Genomic DNA, 22,773 nt, shown 5'->3' with positions numbered 1-22,773 from the left:
TCGCCAACATCACCTGCGCACGCGCGATCCGCCGAACTCACATCTTGCCAGCCCGCCCGCTCTTCATCCTCAGCCGGAGACGCGCGATTTTCAGGCGAGCTTTGAGCGCGAACTACGTTCTTTCCTCTTCACAACTTCGCCACCGTCTTTGTGACGACGCGCGTGTTGTAGCGTTCCATGTAGCGCCGATGGGCTTCGGTGTTCGGGTAACGTTCGGGCCAAGCGTACGGATAACTTTTCATGCCGTGGAACGGCAACGGCACCACTTGATCCGGGCTGGCCGAATTGATGTCCATCTCTTTGCTGAAGCCATCAGCATAGAGCAGATAGGTCCACTTCCATCCGCGCGCAAGCGGCGGCAGACGCCTAGCGTCGAACGCAAGCGCGATCTCGTCGCCCGAGCGCGAAACAACGAACATGTCATCGGTGCGGAGCAGAAGTTCGCGCACATCGCCCTCGCGCGTGTAATGTCCGGGCATCATCTTCCACGGCGAAGAGGCGGACACGCGCGCGTAATCGTAACCGAACGGCTCGCGTCCATCGGGCGAAACCTCGGCTGAAAAGCCGCGCCAACGCAGCTCGGCCCGCAACGGATCGAGATGCACCGTTTTGACGGGCGCCATCGGAGAGCTTTCGGCAACGAGCGCTTGATCCCAATAGACGCGCATGTTCGTCCGAATGCGCACTTCGTGCTCGCCCGGACGAAGCTTGTCGCCGAGTTCGACGACGATCGTCTGCGGGCGTCCAACGGGGAAGCCAAGGTCTTCGATGACGGTTCGCCATTGACCATCAGCTCGCTTCGCCTCCAACCGTGGCGGACTCAAGCTCAATCCGCGCTGCGAGGCGGCGACGTTGTCGCTCGAAAAAGCGTAATCGGTCCAGCCCGTGAGCGCGAGCGCGGTGCGACGGGTGACTCGTCCGAGGTCGAGCGTAAGCGTGTGCGGCTCGGCGTAGCCGCGAATGTCGAGCAATTTGAAGTCGTCTGGATAACGACGGTCGATGCGCTCAAGGCGGTCGCGCACATCGCATCCGTGATCGTCTGTGGCAGCCACCACCGGACGCAAGTTTTCGAGCGCATGAAGTTTATAGGGACGCGGCGGCGAAGTCATCCCTTCGTTCGGAAAGATCTCGACGTTCGCCGGATGCGCGATGGCGATCAACTGCAAACGGTCAAGGTAGAGCACTTCTTCGAGTTCGTTGGTGACGCGCAGCTCGAACAGGCCGTTGCGCGCGCGCAATTGGTCGTCGCGGATGCGCACGTACTCAACCGGATCGGGCACGTTCCACTGGCCCGGTCCCAACCAATAACCCATTTCGCCACCGCCCAAAAAATCAGTGACGAACTCGAATCGCTCGCCGTTCCAGGTGAACAGATAGGGGCATGAAGATGGCTTGCGATCTATTTCGGTGACGGTGAGCGAACGCGCGGCCACCGTCTTTGTCGGAAACTCTGTCTCCGCCTGTACGATGCCGGCAGGCCACAACACGCGCACGACGTCGGCCTCGGCGCGCGCGCCCAACCCGAAGAGCACATCGGCTGGTGCCGGAGCAGGCGTCGCCGCGTAGAGTTCCAGTTTTTGCCAGAGGCTCCCGGCGCGCATTTCGATCTTGGCCCCCACGCCGCTTCGGTTGCTCACCTTGCCGGCCAAACGAACGCGCATGGAACGCTGGCGTTCCCCGCCATCGTTGCGCAAGAAGCGTAAACGTCCGTCGGCGGCGCGCACGAGAAGGTCTTCATCGCCATCGCCATCGAGATCGCCCGTTGCGAGCGCGCGCGCCGAAGAGATCGGCACGCGCTCTTTGAACGCGCGCGCCGACAGATCATCCCAACCATCGCCGACGTTGCGCAAAAGATGGGGTCCGTCGCCGGTCCAAAAGAGGAGATCGAGAAGTCCGTCGTTGTCGTAATCGAGGAACTGTGCGGCGAGCGCACCGACAGCCGGCGCTTCCACCAAGCGAAACCGCTCGCGTCCGTCGCTGACGGCGAAGACGCCGCGTCCACTAGCGCGCCCGAAGAAAAAGTCGGTGAAACCATCCTTGTTGAAATCGCCCGCCGCCGCGCACGTGAAAGATCGTTCTGCGCCGAGACCTCGTTCTTCGCTCACATCGCGAAAAGAACCGTCGCGCTGGTTGCGAAAGAGCACGGGCGGCGCGCCCCACTGCACGAACAGCAGATCTATGTCGCGTCGGTTATCGAAATCTGTCGGCACGACCGCCACCACACGCCCGGTCGGTCCTTTGATCTTGGCCGTCTCGGAGAAATCCGTGAAGGTTCCGTCCCCGTTGTTGCGCAACAACAAGTTGGGTGCCAGCGGAAGATCATCCGGGAAGAGTTTCGCGTCGGCAGAGGCCGCCCCAAAACCGCCGATCACCAGATCCAAGTCGCCATCGTGGTCCACATCGACGAAGGCTGCGGAGAGCGACAGAAAAGAAATGGGCGGAATGCGCGCCTGTGCCGTGGTCTCGACGAACCGTCCGTTGCCTTCGTTGTGATAGAGCGAGCTTTGACCGTAGCGCAGGACGAAAAGGTCCGGGCGGCCATCGTTGTCGTAGTCGCCAGCGACGGCTCCGATGGCGACCGAATCCGCCGGCGCGCGCCCAAGTCCTGCGCGCTCCGTCACATCGACCAACCGCCCGCCGTCATTGCGCCAAAGGCGCTGTGCATCGGGCGCAAGCTCCAGCACATCCAGGTCACCGTCGCCATCGTAGTCAAACAGCGTGACGCCACCGCCCAACGAAGCGGCGATCTCGCGCAGCTTTGCTTGGTCCAAGCGATCGAACCGCCGTCCCCAAAGGGAATTTAAAACGTTCGTTGCGCGCCCCTGGCCGCTCTCTTTGGCGAACGCGACGCGCGTCGCATCGGTGAAGAGGATGCTGGGAGCTGTGCGGTCAACCAGCTCTTTTTCGGCGCCAGTCGAAGTGATGGCTTCGGCATACCGGCCCTGCTCGAGATAGGTCTGCCCGAGATTGACGCCGGCGCCGCTCTGCCTGAGCAACTGAAAGCGCTGGAGCAGACGCTGCCCTTCTTCATGTTCGCCGCGGCGCAACAAAGCCGTCGCCAGATTGTAGAGCGCCGTCGTGTTATAAGGTTCGGCTTCGAGCGCCGTGCGAAAGGCGGCGATCGCTTCGTCGTAACGTCGCTGTTGGACCAGCACTTGGCCCAGATTGACGTTGGCCCCCACATCGCGCGGGTCAAGGGCGAGCACGCGCTTGAAAGCGGCGATAGCGTCTTCTGTCCGGTTTTGTGATCGCGCGATGAGGCCCAAGATGTATTGGGGCTGTGGCGCATCGGGAGCGATCTTGGCCGCTTCTTCAGCCGCTCGGCGCGCGCCGTCGAGATCGGCGGCGTTGTAAAGCGCGATGGCCAAATTGATGCGTGCGATGTTCAAGCTTTGGTCCACTTCCAGAGCTTGCCGAAAGCGTTCCGCCGCCTGCTTGTAATCGTACTGTTCGAGCAACGCCACGCCTAGATTGTTGATCCGGTAAGCCTGCTCGCGCGCCGCAGCATCAACGCTCGCCTGCGAAACGAAACGCGACTGCTCCCGACAAAGCAGCACACCACAGGCGATCGCCCCGATGATGATCAAACGCCCGATGATTTTCATCATCTGCCTCTTCTTCTCTTCACTTCAAATACTCCAATGCCCAACACGTCCATCGAAGCCTAAAGAGCGCGCCTTGCGTCGCTTCGCAAAACAGCTTCGCGGCCCAGAGATCCCTTTGAAGACTCCAGCCTAGGACGCTTCTCGCAAGCTCAATCGCGCTGGATGCCGAGCAGCGAGCGAGCCCGTTTGTAAGGTCAACGCGCTTTGATCCTCACGTAGTGGCGTCCGCTGTAAAGTCGCACGCCATCGGCGACAGCGACCATCATCAGCGGACGCGGACGGCGCAGCCCGGTATCTTCAGCCGCGGCGACCGAAAGGAGCTGTCGCCCGCTGACGTCGAAGAGATTGAACCTCCCGTCTTCGGTGAAACCGAAACCATAAGCGCCAACATCAAGTCGTTGATCGTTGATGGTGATTCCGATGTCGGTGATCAAAAAGCCTTCGTATTTGGCGCGCACGTCCGCCGAGTAGCCTGATGTGTCGACCAGCGCGGCGATGACGTGTTGTCGCTGGCCGAAGCGCGCCGCGGCGGCGTTGCGCATCTGCGTCGGACCAGTCTGACCCTCGAAGTAGAAGCTCGACGGCACTACGCGCGCTAGCTCAGCGCTTGGCACGATCACCGGCGCTTTTTGCGCAACCGCCCCGACGGCTGAAAATGCCAGTGCAAGTCCCCATAAGATAGCCGTCCAGTCTCTTTTCATTCTCTCTCCCTCCTGCAGACGCCATCGCCAGCGCCCTTGGCGGTGCTCGGGCGCAAAGCCTTTCAGAGATTTTTTGCGACGACGCATTGAGTTGTTTGTTGGCGTACTGTACTATTTGTCCGCGCTGCTTGCAACTGTCTCCGATGGCTCTTCGGTCGATCGTTCACTGCTTCTGTTCGATGGCGCTGTTGGCCAACGCGCTCGGCGCGTCGGCGCAGACGCCACCAGCCGACCAAACGCGCACGGGCCGATCCTATGCGGCGGGCGAACCGCTCAGACGCCCGTCCGCCCCCGTTCCACAGGCACCGTCGCCCGTGCAATTTGCCGACATCACCGCGCAAAGCAGGATTGACTTCAGGCACATGGCTTCGCCAACCTCGCAAAAGTACCTGCTTGAAACCATGGGCGGCGGCGTTGCGCTGCTCGATTACGACGGCGATGGGCGCATGGACATCTTCTTCACCAACGGCGCGGCGCTTCAAGACCCAATGCCGCGCGGAGCGATGCCGGACAAACGCGAGGCGCGCTACTGGAACCGGCTCTATCGGCAGCGGCCTGACGGAACCTTCGAAGACGTCACCGAGCGCGCCGGCCTGCGCGGTGATGGTTACAGCATGGGCGTCGCCGTCGGCGACTACGACAACGATGGCGATCCGGACCTGCTGGTCACGGGTTATGAAAGAACAGCTCTTTACCGCAACAACGGCGATGGGACTTTCACCGATGTCACCAAACAGGTCGGGATCAACGCTCCGGGCTGGAGCACGAGCGCCGCATGGCTCGACTATGACCGCGACGGGCGTCTCGATCTTTTCATCGCGCGCTACATGGAGTGGGACTTCGAGCGCGGAGCGATCTACTGCGGCGAACCGCGCCCCGGCTACCGCGCCTACTGCCATCCGGACAACTTCAAAGGCGCGAGCAACCTGCTCTTTCACCAAAAAACGGATGGCACGTTTGAAGACGTGAGCGCAACGAGCAAAATATCCGTCGCCATCGGCAAAGGGCTTGGCGTAGCCGTCGCCGATTTCGACAACGACGGGTGGCCTGACATCTTCGTCGCCAACGACAGCGTTCCGCAAACGCTCTTTCGCAACCGCGGCGATGGCACTTTCGAAGACATTGGCCTTATCTCCGGCGCCGGCTACGACGAAAACGGCAAAACGTTCGCTGGCATGGGCATCGACGCCGCCGACTACGATAACGACGGTTTGATCGACGTCTTCATCACGACGTTGTCGAACGAAACTTACGCTCTTTTTCGCAACGCGGGCGATCTATCCTTCGTTTACATGACCAACATGACCAACGTCGGGCCGATCACCATGCTCTACTCCGGATGGGGGACGCGCTTTGCCGACTTCGACAATGACGGGTGGCGTGATCTATTCGTCGCACAGAGCCACGTCCTCGACACCATCGAAAAGACATCGAGCTATTTGACCTACCGCCAGTCGCCGCTGCTGATGCGTAATGTCAAAGGGCGTTTCGTCAACGTCTCGGCATCGGCGGGCGACGCTTTCAACCGCAGGTACGCCGCGCGCGGTGCCGCTTTCGGCGACCTCGATGACGATGGCGACGTGGACGTGGTCATGGTCGTGCTCGATGGCGCGCCCGTCGTGTTGCGCAATCAGGGGACAAAGAATCGTTGGGTCGGACTGCGACTGATTGGAACGCGCTCGAACCGCGATGCCAGCGGCGCGCGCGTCGTGGTAACCGATTCGGCAGGCACCCGGCAAACGTTTGACGTGAGCACGGCGGGAAGCTATCTTTCGGCCAACGATGGCCGCCTGCTCGTCGGATTGGGCGAAAATGCGCTGCAAAGCGTCGAGATCAGTTGGCCCAGCGGGCGCGTGCAAAGGGTCGAAGGGTTGACTATCAACCGCTACAACACGATTACCGAACGGTGAGGATGCTGAAGATCATGAGCGAATCGCACTTCGTTCGACGGCGCGGGCTGAATCTTTTCGTGATCCGTCGGAGCCGCCGTCTTCTAGGCGGAGCGTGCGCGGGCGCGCTTCTGTTGACTTCGATCTTGCCGACAGGGCGCGCGCAATCCAGCGCGCAACCACAAAGCACGCAAACCATGGGTGGCGTAGCCACCGGCATCGCGCGCACTTACACCTCGCGTCGCACGGTCGGCATCACCGATCCCAAAGCGCCGGTCGTCTTCGAAGAGGTAACGGCACGCACGCCGCTCGCCAAATTCCGCAACGTCTGCGGCACCCCGGCCAAAAATTACATCATCGAGACCGTCTCCGGCAGCGTTGCCATCTTCGATTACGACAACGATGGGCTGCCGGACATCTATCTATTGAACGGTTCCACCATGGACGCCATGCGCGGCAAGGAGAAACCGCCGCGGGCCGCCCTCTATCACAACCTCGGCAACTGGCGATTTGAAGATGTCACCGACAAAGCCGGCGTCGCCAACGAACGCTGGGGGATGGGACTGGCCGTTGGCGATTACAACAACGACGGTTACTTGGACATCTACGTGAGCAACTTCGGCATCTCGCGCCTCTATCGCAACAACGGCGATGGAACGTTCACGGATGTCGCTGAAAAGGTCGGCGTCGCACGCCGTGGCTGGAGTACGGGCGCGACGTGGGGTGATTACGACGGCGATGGGCGCTTGGACCTGTTCGTCCCCGGTTACGTCGAGTTCGATCTCAACAATCCGCCGCCCAGTCCCGCCGAAGCAGGCAAGCCTGGTGGCATCGCGCAGAACTTCTGTCAGTTCCGCGGCGTGCCAGTGATGTGCGGGCCTCGTGGACTGCCGGGCGAAAGCGATACGCTTTATCATCAAAAACCCGACGGAACGTTTGAGGACGTCAGCGACAAAGCGGGCGTCAACGACCCGCAGAAGTACTACGGCTTTTCATCCGTCTTCGTCCACGTCAACGAAGACGAGTGGCTCGACCTGCTGGTGGTTAACGATTCGACGCCCAAACAGCTTTACATCAACAAAGGCGACGGGACTTTCGAAGAGGTCGGTTATCCTTCCGGCATCGCTTTGAACGAGAACGGACGCGAGCAGGCCGGCATGGGCTTGGCTGTCGGCGATTACGACAACGACGGGCGCGTGGACTTCTACATCACGAACTTTTCCGACGATTCCAACACGCTCTACCACAACGACGGCGAAGGCAACTTCACCGACCTCACCTTCCAAGCCGGACTCGGCGAGCCGACCATTCCCTTTCTCGGTTGGGGCACGGCCTTCATCGACTTCGACAACGATTGTTGGAAGGACATCCTGATCGCTAATGGGCACGTCTATCCGGCGGTGGATCAATACCAGTGGGGCACGAGCTACGCGCAGCAAATGCTGCTCTTCCACAATCTCGGCACCGGACGTTTCGAGCGCGTCGGCGCGGCACCGGGCAGCGCGTTGGCAATGGCGTGGCCAGCGCGCGGCATGGCCGTTGGCGATCTAGACAATGATGGACGGCTCGATGCCGTCATCAACAACATCGACGGACCGCCGGTCATCTTGCGCAACGTTTACGACTCCAAGAACCACTGGCTCACGCTTCATCTCGTCGGCGATCCGGCGAAAAGATCGCCGCGCGATGCCATCGGTGCCATCGCTTACGTCACGGTTGGCAAGATGCGACAGCGAGCCGATGTCATTAGCGGCGCCAGCTACGCTTCGCACAACGACATGCGCCTGCATTTCGGCCTCGGCCCGACGACAAAGGTCGACAAGATCGAAATCCACTGGCCCGGCGGCGGCATCGAGACCTTTGAGAACGTCGAAGCCGATCGCATCATCACGATCGTGCAAGGCAAGGGGATCAAAAAGTAGAGGGCTTCGCGCATCGACCCATCCCGTCTGCGATCGCCAGCGACCTTCGCGCGCTCGATACGACCGCACTGACGATGCGCTTGTGACAGCGTCGAAACGGGCCTATGCTGTGGTTGTGAGCGCAAATTTACGCGCGAGCACGAGGCTGAGCGCGCCCATCAAGGTCGGCTGGTCGCCGAGCGTCGAGGGCATGATGCGCGCCGAGGGCAAGCCGCGCCGAATGCTCCGTTTGACCGGTTCTTCAAGCGCTTCAGCGATGAGCGGCCAAGCGCGCACGATGGCTCCGCCGACGACCACCACAGCCGGGCTTAAACCGACGATAAGGTTGGAGATTCCGATGCCGAGATAGTGCGCCGTTTCGGCCAACGCTTGCACGGCCGCCTCTTCGCCTGCCAACGCGCGATCGATCAGCTCATCGAAACTCATGCGTTCGCCTTTGCCGGTCGCCTTCAAGTAACGCGCAACCGCGGCGCGCCCTGAAGAGAAAGCTTCCCAACAATCGTAGTTGCCGCAGGAGCAGGCGATCGGCCCCTTTTGCCCGACGATCATGTGCCCGAACTCACCTGCCGCTCCACGTTCGCCGCGGTAGATCTGCCCATCGAAGACGATCCCGGTGCCGACGCCATCGCCGACGAAAACCAAGATGAAGTCGCGCGCATCGCTGACCTCCGGACGCCCGAACCACAATTCAGCGAGCGCTGCCGCGTTGGCATCGTTGTCGATGACGACTTGCAGGCCGGTTGCCGCAGAGACCTCCGCCGTGATCGGCCAATCGCGCCAGTTGAAATGCGGAATGTAGATGGCTCGCCCAACGTCGGGATCGACCAACCCCGGCAAACTAATGCCCACGCCGCTGATGGCCGAACTGTTACGCGCGGCCATGCGGCGCACGACGGCGACGACTTGCTTGATGAACTCGTTTCGATCCTGAATCGGATTGAGCTGCTCGCGCTCGAGAATTCGCCCAGCCAGATCGCTGGTCGCTACAGTGGTGTGCGACGGAGTCACATCGACGCCGATAGCCATCGCCCCTGCAGCGCGCAAACGCAACAACGTCGGGCGGCGACCGCCGGTCGATTTCCCCGTGCCGATCTCTTCGATCAACCCCTCGGCCTTTAGTTCTTCGACGATGGTCGAGACGGTGGAACGTTGCAGCGCCGTTTCGCGCGCGATGTCGGCGCGCGAGATCGGCTCGCGATCGCGTATGTAATTGAGGACGATCTGGCGATTGATGCCGCGAATGGTTGCGGCCCGCGCGGCTTGCGCTTTTCTCAAGTCTATTCGACGCATTTTTCGTCAAGTCACAACGATCAACGGTTTCCGTAGAACGCAATGGTTTCAATTGCAGACAATATAACCAAGGCTATAGCACAATGGCGAGCGCGCATCAAGACCGTTGGCCCGACCTGCCCCCAGCGAACGCGCTCCCGCCAGCGTTCGCTGGGTTCTAGCGGTCATGCTCGCGGTTGGGAGGTGCTGAATCGAGGGGCGCTTGGAGGCGCAAACCGTCGAGTCGTGCGGACAGCGACATCGTCTCGTAAGCGCCGTTGCGTGTTGACATCTTTCGCTCGCCGCCTTTATAGTCCGCTTCACCGAATTTGGGGAAGTTGCCATGCGCTAGGAGGTCTTGGCGATCAATGATGACTGAACCCGTTGATGATGCCCTGTTCGATCTATGGCATGAAACGACGATTCGCGTGCGCTATGCTGAAACGGATCGGATGGGCGTGGTCTACTATGCCAACTACCTCATCTGGTTCGAGATCGGCCGCACCGAGTATTGCCGCGCGCGTGGCTTCTCCTATCGCGATATGGAAGAGAACGACGACGCCTTTCTCGTTGTCGCCGAAAGTTACTGCCGCTACAAGGCGCCCGCCTACTACGACGACGAACTCATCGTGCGCACGCACATCACAGAGTTAAGACGTCGCAGCTTGCGCTTCGGTTACGAAATCGTGCGCGCCGCCGACGGTCAGATCATCGCCGAGGGAGAGACGGGGCATGTCGTCACCGATCGCGAAGGGCGCGTCCGCTCCCTCCCTGAAAACTATCGCGCGCTGCTCACTGCGCCGCCGCAGCAAGAAGCGCTGGCGGCAGCACAAGCGCGTAGCAGCGCACGTGCCGTCGCCGGGCGCGTCCCCGAAGGGAGCGCGCCGGAATAAGCCTTGCCGCATCAACCAAAACCGCAGAACGATTTTCTCCCGCGTCTCGGCACCTGGGCCAAGCGCGAGCGCGCATCCGTCCCGGCGACGCGCGCCGTGGCGATGGCATCTGAACAAGCGCTGCCTCGGAGCGATAAGCCACCGCGAGGAGTTTGGCGACCTCTGCCATGGGATAGCCCTGAGAAAGAAGCCAAAGGGCATGGCGACGTGGTTTGAGCTGGGGGACGCTTTCGTGCTTGAAGAACTGGAACAGGGTCTCAGCTGCGTCACGCTGTTCAATGTGCCAAGCGCTTCCAGCCCTTCTTACCCACTATCTTACGACTCATCCATACAAGATTGGTATGACAGGAAACTTCTCGACGCAACTGTCGACAATTTAAATAATGAAGTGTTAATCAAGGAGCGAGACCATGAGCATAAGCAAAATACTCGGTGATGGCGCAAATACGCTGGCAGCCGTGTTCGGGAGCAATGACGGTGCGGTATCTCGTCTCAACACTGTCGTGCCATTGAGTCGGACCTAAACGCTAAGCCAAATTGATTCTATCTTCGAGCATATGACTGCGTCCTTAGGTTCATCCAAACTTGATTCTGAGCGGCGCTCTCAGCAAAGAATCGCGCCACGAAACGCTCGATCGCCACGCCCGTCTCACCACTCTCCGGCTTTGATCAACTTCTTGATGCGGCGTTTGACCATTTCGCGCTTGAGTGGCGAGACGCGTTCGATGAAGAGTATGCCGTCGCAGTGGTCCGTCTCATGAAGGACGCAACGCGCGGCCAGCTCTTGTGCATCGAGTTCGAACTCACGCCCCTCCAAGTCTTGCGCGCGGACGATCGCGCGCATGGCGCGCGTTACGGGAATGTAGATGCCGGGAAACGAAAGACAGCCTTCATCACCCGTCTGCTCGCCTTCGGTCATGACGATCTGCGGGTTGATCATGACGTACCTTTGCGCAAGGTCGCGTCCGCCGGAACAATCCATCACGAACAGGCGCTTGCTCACCCCGACTTGCGGCGCGGCAAGTCCCACACCCGATGCGGCGTACATCGTCTCGAACATGTCTTCGACGAGCTGCCGCAACCCTTCGTCGAACTCGGTAACAGGGTCGCCCGGCGTTTCCAGAACCGGATCGGGATATTTGACGATCTTACGCTTGGCCATATCGCCGCTCTTCCCAGTGAATATTTTACGCGCGATCCGCAAGCGGATCACAACTTGCGATGATCAACCAACCATCCCCCAACAGATCCAGAGGTCGACCGCCTGATGCTCGTGTGAGCGGCGGGATCGAACGGATCGAAAACGTCATCAAACGATCGGCTTGGTCCTTCCACCGTCTTCGCGCAGCCAAGCGATCCAAACAGAACGCGAAAACGTCGTCGGGCGCTACCTCTCGCTCGATCAGTAAGCGCGCAATTGATCGAGATAGGCTTGAAAGTTGCGTGTCATCTCGACGAGGCTGTCGCCGCCGAACTTCTCGCGCATCGCCGCGGCGAGCACGATGGCCATCATCGCTTCGCCGATCACGCCGGCAGCCGGCACCGCTGTCGTATCGGAACGCTCGTAGGCGGCGGCGCTCTCTTCCTTGGTCTCGATGTCAACCGAGCGCAAAGGGCGCCTAAGGGTCGAAATCGGTTTCAGATAACCGCGCACGCGAAGCTCTTCGCCGTTGGTGATGCCGCCTTCTAAACCGCCCGCGCGATTGGTCCGGTGAAAGAACTTGCGCTCCGCCGCATCGTACGCGATCTCGTCGTGCACTTCCGACCCCGGTAGCGACGCAGCGCGCACTCCGATTCCGATCTCCACTGCTTTCACTGCTGGAATAGACATAAAAGCTTGCGCCAGACGCCCGTCGAGCTTCTCACGCCAGGAAACGTGCGAGCCCAGACCGACGACGACGCCGCGCCCGACGACTTCGAAGACCCCGCCCAAAGTGTCGCCTTCGCGCCGCGCTTCGTCGATGCGCGCGATCATCAGTTTTTCGACTTCGGCATCGCCGCAACGCAAAGGCGCATCGTCAGGGATGGCGGCGATGCTGGCCCAGTCTAGTTCGAGCGGTTCCGTTGGGATGCCGCCAAGTTGAATGACGTGACTCAGAATCTCCACGCCGAACTCTGCGAGCAACTGTTTGGCGACGGCGCCGCAAGCGACGCGCGCGGCGGATTCGCGCGCCGACGCTCGTTCCAAGATGTCGCGCAGATCACGCGCTCCGTACTTCAGTCCCCCTGCAAGATCGGCATGGCCGGGGCGCGGGCGCTTGAGTTGGCGTGCCTCTTCGGACGATAGGGCGCGCGGCTCAACGGCCATCACCTCTTGCCAATTGGGCCAGTCGCGGTTTTCGATCATCAAAGCGATGGGCGAGCCGAGCGCTTGTCCATGACGCACGCCGCTCAAAATCTGCACGCGGTCGCGCTCGATACGCATCCTCCCGCCGCGTCCGTAGCCCCATTGCCTGCGCTCAAGATCGCGATCGATCGCTTCGACGTTGATGGGGGTTCCGGCGGGCACGCCCTCAACGATAGCAATCAGCGCGCGCCCATGCGATTCTCCAGCGGTGGTAAAACGAAACATGATCGAGTTGATCGCCCTCTTTCAACTGAAAACTGAGGCTTGCGCCCCTTTTGATCAAATCGCCGCACCTTCTGCCGCCGACATGATCATCAGCTACAGCTTGAAGCCCTCTTTGCTATCCTCCCCGCGGCGCATCAAGCCAATTGTAACTGACGTTCGCGCAGGTATTTTATCTTATCGCGCAACTCCGCGGCGCGCTCGAATTCCAAAGCGCGGGCCGCTTCGCGCATCTCCCTCTCCAACTGCTTAATCGTCTCGTCGAGCCGTTCAGGCGAATACTCCTCGAAGGCATCGAGATCGCGCGGCACCTTGAAGTAATCGGCCTCGTAAGCCGTCACCAACGTCGCTTCGATCGGCTTGACGATGGTTCGCGGCGTGATGCCGTGCTCGCGGTTGTAAGCTTCTTGAATGGCGCGGCGTCGGCGCGTCTCTTCGATGGCGCGACGCATCGAATCCGTGACCGCGTCGGCATAGAGGATCACTTTGCCATTGACGTTGCGCGCTGCGCGCCCAATCGTTTGGATGAGCGAAGATTCCGACCGCAAGAAACCTTCCTTGTCGGCGTCGAGGATGGCGACGAGGGATACTTCCGGCAGGTCCAGTCCTTCACGCAACAGATTGATCCCAACGAGCACATCGAATTCGCCGCGCCTCAAGTCACGCAAGATACGCACGCGCTCAAGCGTTTCGATATCCGAATGCAGGTAGCGGACGCGCACGCCGACCTCGGTGAAATATTCGGTCAAATCCTCGGCCATCTTCTTGGTCAGCGTCGTCACCAGCACGCGCTCGCGCCGCTCGGCGCGCAAGCGGCATTCGTGCAGCAAGTCGTCTATTTGACCGCGCACAGGACGGACTTCGACTTCCGGATCCAGCAATCCGGTCGGCCGAATGATCTGCTCGACGACTTCGCCTCCGGTCTTGGTCAGCTCGTATGGTCCGGGAGTGGCCGAAACGTAGATCGTCTGTCCGATGCGCGCTTCGAACTCCTCGAAGTTGAGCGGACGGTTGTCGAGCGCGCTCGGCAGGCGGAAACCGTATTCGACGAGCGTCCGTTTGCGCGTCTGATCGCCGTGGTACATGCCGCGAAGCTGCGGGATCGTCTGGTGCGATTCATCGATGATGACGACCGTATCGCGCGGCAGATAATCGAGCAGCGTCGGCGGCGGTTCGCCCGGACGACGCCCCGTCAGATGGCGCGAGTAGTTTTCGATCCCGCGGCAGAAGCCCATCTCTTTGATCATCTCGAGATCGTACATCGTCCGCTGATGGAGCCTCTGCGCCTCGACGAGCTTGCCTTCAGCGATCAACTGCGCTTCCCACCATTCGAGCTCCTCGCGGATTGACCGAATCGCGCGCCGAATCGTCTGTTTCGACATCACGTAGTGCGTGCGCGGGTAGATCGGAACGCGCGCCTCGTGCCGGTGGATGATTTCGCCGAGCAATGGATCGATGGTCGATACCGCGTCTATCTCGTCGCCCCAGAACTCAACGCGATAGGCTTGATCCTGATAGCTCGGGTAGATTTCGACCGTGTCGCCGCGCACGCGAAAAGTGCCGCGCCCAAACTCTATGTCCGAACGTTCGTACTGTAATTCGACGAGCTTGCGCAGCAGTTCGTCGCGTTCCATGCGCTGGCCCGGCTCGACGAAGATCAACATGCCGTAGTAAGCATCCGGATCGCCCAAACCGTAAATGCAAGAGACGCTCGCGACGACGATGACGTCGCGGCGCTCGAAAAGCGCGCGCGTCGCCGATAACCGCAGCCGATCTATCTCCTCGTTGATCGTCGCTTCCTTCTCGATGTACGTATCAGTCGCCGGAACGTACGCTTCCGGTTGATAATAATCGTAATATGAGACGAAATATTCGACGGCGTTTTCGGGAAAGAAGTTTTTGAATTCTTGATAAAGTTGTGCGGCGAGCGTCTTGTTGTGCGCGATGACAAGCGCTGGTCGTTGCACGCGCTCGATGACTGCGGCAACGGTGAAAGTTTTTCCCGTCCCAGTTGCGCCCAGCAGAACTTGATCTTTAGCGCCTTCGTCGAGACCGCGCACGAGCGCTTCGATGGCCTGCGGTTGATCGCCTTGCGGACGAAAATCGGAGCGAAGCTTGAACGGCATAATCCCTTGACTCGATCTTTGAAGAAGACTGAGCTCTCGATTTTAACATCAAACAAGGCGGATACGCAGCAAAGGACAAAACGAGGGATCGGCTCTTGGGAGCTTTCTTGCGGAGATTAGCGAAAGCACGAAACGCGTGCCCCTAGTTCGTCTAGATCCCATGAATAAATCCTGCGCGCTGGTCGAAACGCGAAAAGCGAAACGCGCGATCCTGAACCATCCGAAATGCGGCTCTCCCCCGTTCTAGCGCGCTAATCCTTTCACAGCGGAGCGTAAATTGAAATCTGCAGCGCCAATCCCTCATCCCGTCGCCGAACGCACGCGCGCGCTGCTTTGCTGATAGATCGCCTCCATCACCGCCAAACGGACCTCTGCCGGAAGCGAAGACTCTGTGGCAAGCTCCCGCAAACGCGGAAGCACATCCGGATGATCACACAACGAGAGCAAGCGGACGATGGCGAGCTTGACCTCGTTGTTTTCCTCCTCTTGGATAGCGTGAAGAAGCGGCGCAAGCGCGCCCGTCTTCGCCATGATGAAGAGCAGCGCAAAGGCTTCGGGCGCTTCTCTTTCGCTTGTCAGCTGCGCGAGCGCTTCATCCGCCAGTCCCGAAAGCGCGAGCGCTTCGCCGATGCGCGCGCGCCGTTCGGCGTCTGCCTCGCGCACGGCGCGGGCAAACAATTCGGCTCGGCTCATCCGCCACTCCTCGGCAAGCCGAGAAAGAGAGCGCGCAGCTTTCGCGCGTCCCTCCGGCGAAGCATCATCGAAGGCAGAAGACAAAGCCCGATAGGCTGCTTCCTGCGCGTCGAAGGTCTCTGGCGAGCCAGTTTCGCTGGAAGCAACTAGCACACCTTCGAACTGCTGCGCGGAGTCGCTAGCGGTCAAGGGTTCCGCCAAAGCAGCGGGCTCCGCTTGATGGGAGTCGAGTTGCTGTTGGTCGGAAACGAGCCGAAGCGCCGTCGCTCCTTCTCCAGCCCCTTCGACGGTCTTTGGAGCATGGCTGATGCAACCGCCGAGTCGGCTTTCGTCAGTCGCGCATCCTCTGGCATCTTCGATGGTCTTTGCGGCGGTCTCGTATGAGACGCTTGTCGTCGCGCTTTCGACCGCCATGTGCTCCGCAAACGCGACCGAAGACTCGGATGGCAACGCTGCTTCAGCTTCGACCAGCTTTCTTTTTCGCTTGGCGTTCATGGCCCGCCACACCAGAGCGATCACTGCGAGCGCTGCCGAAAGGACTAGAAACCAAAGCGCCGCATCGCGTTTGGCGTGCGAGTCGCTCGCGCGAACACCAGAAGAAAGCTTCGGTTCCATGGCCACGCGCGAAGCAACGGGGCGCGAAGGTTGCTCGCCCGCTTCGGCGACCGGTTCGATCGGCGTAGCAGCCGCAAAAGGGGTCTTTTCCAAAACATGCTCCGCTTCTTGCAAGCGGGAAGAGGGTGGCCGTTCTTTGGATGGCCGCTCGGTCGAACGGGCGTTCTTCTCCTCGTTCCCCCTTTCGCTCAGAGCGGCGGGCATGCCCGAGAGAACGACTTCGAGCCTATTGAACCGTTGGTTGACGCGCGCGGCGCCATCGGGCGGGAGCCGAAAAGAGAGCACGAGATCGTCGCCGCGACGCTCAACCGAAGCGCCCGGAAACGCGCGCAACGCCGCTCCAGCGGAAAGTTCCGCTTTCGGAATGAGGACGTAGAAACGTTCGCCGCCGCGGTAGGCGGCGTAATCGCTGAGCGAAGCGTTCGAAGTGATGATCAACCTGTTGCCAGCGCTTCGCGCCCTCAATTGCCTTTTTCCCACGTCGCGTTCGACGCTTGTTTGCGCCACGCCGTCAACCGACGACGCGGCAAAAAGCAGAAGTGCAAACGCGATGTGTCGAACACGACCAACCATAAGGCAAAAGACCGCGCTTGCGGCGCGTTGCCGCTCACTACGTCGCGCGGTCGTTGACGGATGATCGGCTCAGCAGAATTCGTCGTTGAATTTGTAACCGATGCCCCACACGGTCAGGACCATCTGCGGCTTCTCGGGGTTCTCCTCGATCTTGGCGCGCAGGCGGTTGATATGGGAATCGATCGTCCGATCGTATCCGTCGTAAGCGTAGTCCCAAATCTTTTCGAGCAAATACTTGCGTGGGAAGACGCGCCCCGGATGCGAAGCGAACAGTTTCAAAAGCTCGAACTCTTTGGGCGTCAGCTCGACCTGCCGGTCCCCTACGGTCACTTCACGCTTGACCGGATCGATGCGCAACTTGCCGCGAACGATGGGCGCTTCGTCATCTTCTGCTGCATGCGCAGCGCTGCGCACGCGGCGCAAAACCGATTTCAGGCGCGCCTCGAGTTCGCGAAAGCTGAAAGGCTTGGTGATGTAATCGTCAGCTCCCATCTCTAAACCGAGCACCTTGTCGACCACATCATCCTTGGCCGTCAACATCAAGATAGGGATGTAAGGGGCCTTTTCGCGCAACTCGCGACACACGGCCAAACCGTCCATTTTCGGCAACATCAAATCGAGGATGACGGCATCGGGCCGTTCCTGCAAAGCCATTTGGACGCCTGCCACGCCATCGGTAGCGGCTTTCACTTCGTAACCAGCTCGCTTGAAGTATTCGCTCAAAGCATCCGTGATGTTCTCATCATCTTCAATGAGCAGCACGGTCGTCCGACGCTCGGTGGCATCCTTGCGGCTCTCCGCTTCGCTCCTGTTCTTCGGATTGTTGGTCGTCGCCTTCATCGGCACTATCCTCGCTCGATCAGCAGAGTTTTGCCCGTTCGCACGCGATTATGATAACACGCTCCGAGGCGGGCGAAATAGCGCCCTTCTCGGCGAAATTTCACCGAGCGCGCTCATTGCGACGCCGCCGCCCCTTGCACCAATTCCTTCAAGAGCCTTTGAAAGAGCGCTTTGACGCGCGGCGAAAGCGCGCTCTCTGCCTCTTCCACGAGCTTTCTGGCACGCGGATCGTTCAATCGAAGCAGACCTTCGGTTGCCCCCACCAAAAGCGTTTGGTTGCGCGCGTTGATCGCGCGATTGAACTGCTCGGACAGAAGCGCGAAAGCCCGTTCATCTCCCTTGCCGACGGCGCCGACCAATGTCAGGGCAGCGCTTCTCACTTCGACGGGGTTGCCCGGTTGCGCGTAACGCAATCCGATCTCCAGCGCGCGCCGGTCGCCTAATTCGGCTAGTCCGCGCAGCGCGGCGATCCGCAAGCGATCGCGCCACGATCGCTGGTCCAGCAAACGAATCAACACGCCGTATGCGGCTGGACTCTTCGTCTTGCCAAGCGCTTCGGCGGCTTCATCGATCACTGCATAGCTCTGGTCGCCCAACGCCTGTTGATAAAGCGTCGCCAGCGAAGCGTCGCCGGTCGCCGCCAAAGAACGAATCGCGCGCGCGCGCACGCGCGATTTGGCGTCGCGCGTAGCAGCAAGCAGTGCCCGGCGCGCGACCTCGCTCCGCTCGCCTTCCAACGCCGCCACCGCGTCGCGACGAACGCCCCAGAAGGCATCGCGCGTAACCGCTTCGCTGATGGCACTGACGATCTGCTGCCGCTCAGCTTCGGAAGTGGTCTTCGCCGCAAGCTTTTCTTTCAATTGCCCAAGCGCCCACGTGCGCCCGATGACGTCCGGATCGCGCTGCAACTGATAGACCAGTTCGCCGACGGGTTTATCGAACTTGAGTTCCTTGATCAACGTTCCGCCGAAATCGAAGTGAACGAGAAGCGGCGGCTCATCTGCAGCGAACTCGAATCGCTGTTCCTCTTTGGCGTCGAGCCAGACGCGCTCGACGCGTACTCCGCGTTCGGTGCCGATTTCGATCTCGACCGGCGCGCGGAAATAGTCCGTTTGCGGGTAGGGATTGTTCGGATCCGGCTTCTGCTCTTGACGCACGACCAGCGTCAAACTCTTCTTCGCTGGGTCGTAATTCTTGGTCACGCGGAAGACAGGATGTCCCATCTGATAGATCCACTGATCGAAGAACCAATCCATTGGCTGCCCCGTCGCCTCCTCGATGACGATCCTCCATTGAGCCGTCTCCACGGGTTGGTGCGCGTATTTCGTCAAATAATGGTTGATCGCGCGCCACCAGTTCTCTTCGCCGAGCACGCGCCGTAGCATGTGTAAAACAGCAGCGCCACGCGGATAGGCGTAAACGTCGAAGAGCTCATCGGCGCTGTTGTAGCGTCTGGTGACGATCGGGCGACGCAGGCCGCTGTTCCAAGCTTCGTAGTAAGAATCCTGATTCGCTTTGACCTCGGAATAGAGGAACTCGTCGCGCCCCAAGTGGTGCTCGGTCCACATCGCTTCGAAATAGGTAGCGAAGCTTTCGTTCAACCAGATATCGGCCCACGTACGACAAGTCACATAATCGCCGAACCATTGATGGGCGAGTTCATGCGAGATCAAACCGTCGCTCGTTTGATCCAGCTCGGCGCGCGCATCGTGCACGGTCGTGTCGGTCAACGTGGTCGCGGTGATGTTCTCCATTCCCCCGCCAAAATCGCGCACTACCGTCTGCGCGTACTTCGCATAGGGATAACGCACGCCCGTCTTCTCCGAGAAGAATCGGACCATGTCGGCGATGCGCGCAAAGGTGACGCGCCCTTCTTCGACTTCGTTCGGATAGACGTAGCTCGTAATCGGGATGCCATCGTAGCTGGTCTCGATTGGGGCGTATTCGCCGACGATGATCGACACGAGATATGGCGCGTGCGGTTGGTCCATGCGCCAGTGAAAGGTGCGCGTTCCATCCGGATTGTCGCGCCGCTCGACGAGTTTGCCGTTGGAAATGACGGTGAACGGCTTTTCAACCGTCGCGATCAGTTCGCTTGTCGCAAAATCGTTCGGATGGTCGAAGCAGGGGAACCAATAGTGGTTGTACTCGGTCTCGCCCTGCGACCAGATCTGTCGTGGTCGTGATGGATCCTCTGGCGTCGGTTTGATGAAAGTCAGACCACCGCCGAACGTGCCGAAGATGCCGGATGGCTGTTTTTGCGGACCGTTGGTCCGGTAGTTGACGACGACCGTCACTTTCTCGTTCGGTTGATAAGCGCGATCGAGCACGATGCGCAGCTTCTCTTTTGCGGCGTCCGCTTCAAAGCGCAGCGGGCGACCGTCGGCGAGCGTGACGCTGGCGAACGTCATGTTGGCTGCATCGAACTCGACGCGCTGTAAGTTCGGCGTGAGGGGCGAAAACGTGATCGTCGCTGTGCCCAAAGCCTGTTCCCGCTCCCAATCGAACCGCAGGTCCAGTTTGTAGTGCTGCGCATCGTAATCGCGCGCCGGAATATACTGCGCGGGCGGCAACGCGCGTTTTTGCGCGATGGCAATTGTCTGTCGCGGCGGACGCGCTTGCGCCGAAATGACGAGACTGAATGCGAGAAGAAATGAGAAGAAACGCACGTAGAAGGAGCGTCGCGGATGCATCGAATCCTCCACAATCGAAATTCTCCGCCGGTCGAGGCGTGCGGCGATCTTCTAGAAGCAAACGTCCTGTATTTTGGCATGAAAGCTGCTCGTAAGTCGAAGCGGGCAGATCGTTTCATCCGAAGCACCACGAAGTTCCGACCCCGTCTCCGTCGCGCAACGGAGACTGGCGAGAAGGATCTTCTCCCTCCGAGAAACCACCGAAGCGGCCGAGCGCAGTGCAGAGATCGCAAGGGGCTGTAGTTCGCCAAGCCGTTTCGCGTTCGAGCCAAAGAAGGGCGCGCCGTTTGCGCAAGCAAAGAGACCCATCATGAGCTGGCTTGACAAGCTCTGAAGACGGCGCGCACAATTCCTCGGCTCCATCCACCGCGCTTCGCAACGCATCGAGGAAAGATCGCATGGCCGCCCCGTTAATCGAAAGTTCGCTGAGCGGTTTGCGCCTCGCAAGACGCGGCAAGGTGCGCGACGTGTACGAAGTCGATGAAGATCACCTGCTAATCGTTGCGACCGACCGCATTTCGGCCTTCGATTGCGTGCTACCGACACCGATCCCGCGCAAGGGCGAAGTTTTAACAGCGCTCTCCCGCTTTTGGTTTCGCAAGTTGGGACACGTCGCATCGCACCATCTCGTCACGACTGAAGTCGAGCAGATGCCGCTGAACGTGCGCGCTCACGCCGATCTCCTGCGCGGTCGGTCGATGCTCGTCCGTCGCACGGAGGTCTTTCCGGTTGAATGCGTCGTGCGCGGTTACTTAGCCGGTTCCGGGTGGAAGGATTACGTGCGCACAGGTCAGATCTGCGGCCACAGTCTGCCGCAAGGCTTGCGCCAAGCCGACAAACTGCCCGAACCGATCTTTACGCCCGCGACCAAAGCCCTCGAAGGACACGACGAAAACATCACCGAAGAGCGCATGGCCGAGATGGTCGGCTGGGAGACGACCGCTCAACTGCGCGCGCTTTCGCTGCGCCTTTACGCAGAAGCCGAACAACTTGCGCGCGCGCGTGGCATCATCATCGCCGATACGAAGTTCGAGTTTGGACGCGACGCGCAGGGACGAATCCTCTGGATCGACGAGGCGTTGACGCCCGATTCGTCACGTTTCTGGCCCGCCGATCAGTATCGGCCGGGCACATCGCCGCCATCGTTCGATAAACAGTTTGTGCGGGATTATCTCGAAAGTCTCTCGTGGGACAAGCGTCCGCCCGCACCGCCATTGCCGCGCGAAATCGTCGAAGCCACCACGGCGCGCTACCTTCTGGCCTACAAGCTTCTGACGGGCGACGATTTGTAAACGCGCGGAAGCGGCGTGACCGCGCAGCTCTCCCCCGCAAGCGACGTTGATTCTGCCTCGCCGTGCGCCGCAAACCGCTATCGGGAAGAAGATGACGAGGCCGGTCGGTCGGCATTGAGCAAGGTTGGGACGAAATCTATCATCCGCTGGAGGGATCATGCAGCTACGCGCTCGTCTCGAAGCCTTGATCGAAGAGATGCTCGACGGGCAGATCATGCTCGACGAAGCGGTCGCCGAATTCGAAAAGCTCTACATTCAGAAAGCTCTCGCACGCAACAACAACCATCTGTCGCGCACAGCCGCCATCCTCGGCATTCATCGCAACACGCTCGCTAAACGCGTGGCTACATACCGAGCGCAAGAGCGTATGCTGTCGGCAAACGCGCCGCGCCGTCGTCGCTAGCGGTCCTTCCGCGGTTGACAATTCCCGGACCAGTCGTTTATTGTTAGCACTCACTTATGGCGAGTGCTAATCGCTGACGATCTCGCCGCGAAGTGAAGCGTATTCTTGCCTCGTAATGCGATAATCCCTTTCGAGAGGAGAGACATGGAAACCAACATCAGGCCGCTCCACGATCGTGTGATCGTGCGCCGCATTGAAGAGACCGAACAGGTCCGCGGCGGCATCATCATCCCCGACACAGCCAAAGAGAAGCCGCAGCAGGGCGAAGTGATCGCCGTCGGCGAAGGCAAGCGCGACAAGGACGGCAAGCGCATTCCGCTCGACGTCAAGCCGGGCGATCGCGTCCTGTTCGGTAAATACAGCGGAACGGAAGTCAAAATCGACGATGAAGAGCTGCTGATCCTTCGTGAAGACGAAATCCTCGGCATCGTCGAACGCGCCGAGACCAAACAAGGCTAGCGGCTCGCATCATCCCACAACTTTCAAAATCTTTCTGAGGAGAAAAGATCGAAAATGGCAAAATTGGTCGTTCATGGCGAGGAATCACGCGCTGCCATCCTGCGCGGCGTTAACACGCTCGCCGATGCAGTCAAAATCACGCTTGGCCCCAAGGGGCGCAACGTCGTCATCGAAAAGAAGTTCGGGTCGCCCGTCATCACCAAAGACGGCGTCACCGTCGCCAAAGAGATC

The 22,773-nt window shown here is 60.1% G+C and carries 16 protein-coding genes; 7 read left to right on the top strand and 9 right to left on the bottom strand.

The window, feature by feature from the left end:
* Window positions 1–128 precede the first annotated feature (128 nt).
* Window positions 129–3,608 (bottom strand): CRTAC1 family protein, encoded by a 3,480-nt coding sequence (locus tag C4334_RS06460; RefSeq protein ID WP_352431264.1) that lies wholly within the window; start codon window positions 3,606–3,608, stop codon window positions 129–131.
* Between the two features lie 191 nt (window positions 3,609–3,799).
* Entirely contained in the window at window positions 3,800–4,306 is a 507-nt protein-coding gene (locus tag C4334_RS06455) for a hypothetical protein (RefSeq protein ID WP_352431263.1), read from the bottom strand.
* A gap of 143 nt (window positions 4,307–4,449) precedes the next feature.
* Between C4334_RS06455 and C4334_RS06450 the strand changes: the two genes are divergently transcribed.
* Complete coding sequence (locus tag C4334_RS06450; protein WP_352431262.1) at window positions 4,450–6,216, top strand: CRTAC1 family protein; 1,767 nt, start codon at window positions 4,450–4,452, stop codon at window positions 6,214–6,216.
* 14 nt (window positions 6,217–6,230) lie between these two features.
* A complete protein-coding gene (locus C4334_RS06445; protein WP_352431261.1) occupies window positions 6,231–8,117 on the top strand; it encodes a CRTAC1 family protein in 1,887 nt (628 codons plus the stop codon).
* Window positions 8,118–8,219: 102 nt separating this feature from the next.
* Here C4334_RS06445 and C4334_RS06440 read toward each other — a convergent pair whose 3' ends face one another.
* Window positions 8,220–9,407: an ROK family transcriptional regulator gene (locus C4334_RS06440; RefSeq protein ID WP_352431260.1), complete on the bottom strand. Its 1,188-nt coding sequence runs from the start codon at window positions 9,405–9,407 to the stop codon at window positions 8,220–8,222.
* Window positions 9,408–9,754: 347 nt separating this feature from the next.
* On the opposite strand from C4334_RS06440, the gene C4334_RS06435 reads away from it, so the two are divergent.
* The gene (locus C4334_RS06435) at window positions 9,755–10,279 is read left to right on the top strand and encodes an acyl-CoA thioesterase (protein ID WP_352431259.1); all 525 of its coding nucleotides are present in this window, start codon (window positions 9,755–9,757) and stop codon (window positions 10,277–10,279) included.
* A gap of 649 nt (window positions 10,280–10,928) precedes the next feature.
* On the opposite strand, the gene def is transcribed toward C4334_RS06435, so the two are convergent.
* The 6 genes from def to C4334_RS06405 form a co-directional block, all read right to left on the bottom strand.
* Complete coding sequence (gene def / locus C4334_RS06430; protein ID WP_352431258.1) at window positions 10,929–11,441, bottom strand: peptide deformylase; 513 nt, start codon at window positions 11,439–11,441, stop codon at window positions 10,929–10,931.
* A gap of 240 nt (window positions 11,442–11,681) precedes the next feature.
* Entirely contained in the window at window positions 11,682–12,851 is a 1,170-nt protein-coding gene (aroC, locus tag C4334_RS06425) for a chorismate synthase (RefSeq protein ID WP_352431257.1), read from the bottom strand.
* A 134-nt stretch (window positions 12,852–12,985) separates the two neighbouring features.
* The gene (uvrB, locus tag C4334_RS06420) at window positions 12,986–14,974 is read right to left on the bottom strand and encodes an excinuclease ABC subunit UvrB (RefSeq protein ID WP_352431256.1); all 1,989 of its coding nucleotides are present in this window, start codon (window positions 14,972–14,974) and stop codon (window positions 12,986–12,988) included.
* A gap of 300 nt (window positions 14,975–15,274) precedes the next feature.
* A complete protein-coding gene (locus tag C4334_RS06415) occupies window positions 15,275–16,762 on the bottom strand; it encodes a hypothetical protein (protein WP_352431255.1) in 1,488 nt (495 codons plus the stop codon).
* 162 nt (window positions 16,763–16,924) lie between these two features.
* Window positions 16,925–17,695 (bottom strand): response regulator transcription factor, encoded by a 771-nt coding sequence (locus C4334_RS06410; RefSeq protein ID WP_352431254.1) that lies wholly within the window; start codon window positions 17,693–17,695, stop codon window positions 16,925–16,927.
* 113 nt (window positions 17,696–17,808) lie between these two features.
* Window positions 17,809–20,388, bottom strand: a complete 2,580-nt coding sequence (locus C4334_RS06405; protein WP_352431253.1) for a M1 family aminopeptidase — start codon at window positions 20,386–20,388, stop codon at window positions 17,809–17,811.
* A gap of 398 nt (window positions 20,389–20,786) precedes the next feature.
* On the opposite strand from C4334_RS06405, the gene C4334_RS06400 reads away from it, so the two are divergent.
* From C4334_RS06400 to C4334_RS06385, 4 genes are all read left to right on the top strand, one after another.
* A complete protein-coding gene (locus C4334_RS06400) occupies window positions 20,787–21,680 on the top strand; it encodes a phosphoribosylaminoimidazolesuccinocarboxamide synthase (protein WP_352431252.1) in 894 nt (297 codons plus the stop codon).
* A 157-nt stretch (window positions 21,681–21,837) separates the two neighbouring features.
* Window positions 21,838–22,083 carry a helix-turn-helix domain-containing protein gene (locus C4334_RS06395; RefSeq protein ID WP_352431251.1) on the top strand — a complete coding sequence of 82 codons (246 nt, stop codon included), beginning with the start codon at window positions 21,838–21,840 and terminating at the stop codon, window positions 22,081–22,083.
* Window positions 22,084–22,227: 144 nt separating this feature from the next.
* A complete protein-coding gene (groES, locus tag C4334_RS06390) occupies window positions 22,228–22,542 on the top strand; it encodes a co-chaperone GroES (protein WP_352431250.1) in 315 nt (104 codons plus the stop codon).
* 54 nt (window positions 22,543–22,596) lie between these two features.
* Window positions 22,597–22,773: TCP-1/cpn60 chaperonin family protein (locus tag C4334_RS06385; protein ID WP_352431280.1), on the top strand; the 177-nt coding region annotated here is incomplete at its 3' end.

The organism is Pyrinomonas sp. (genome assembly GCF_040289685.1).
Taxonomy (GTDB): Bacteria; Acidobacteriota; Blastocatellia; order Pyrinomonadales; family Pyrinomonadaceae; genus Pyrinomonas.
The sequence above is the reverse complement of the archived record's forward strand: the minus strand, read 5'-3'. Positions and strand labels throughout refer to the sequence as shown.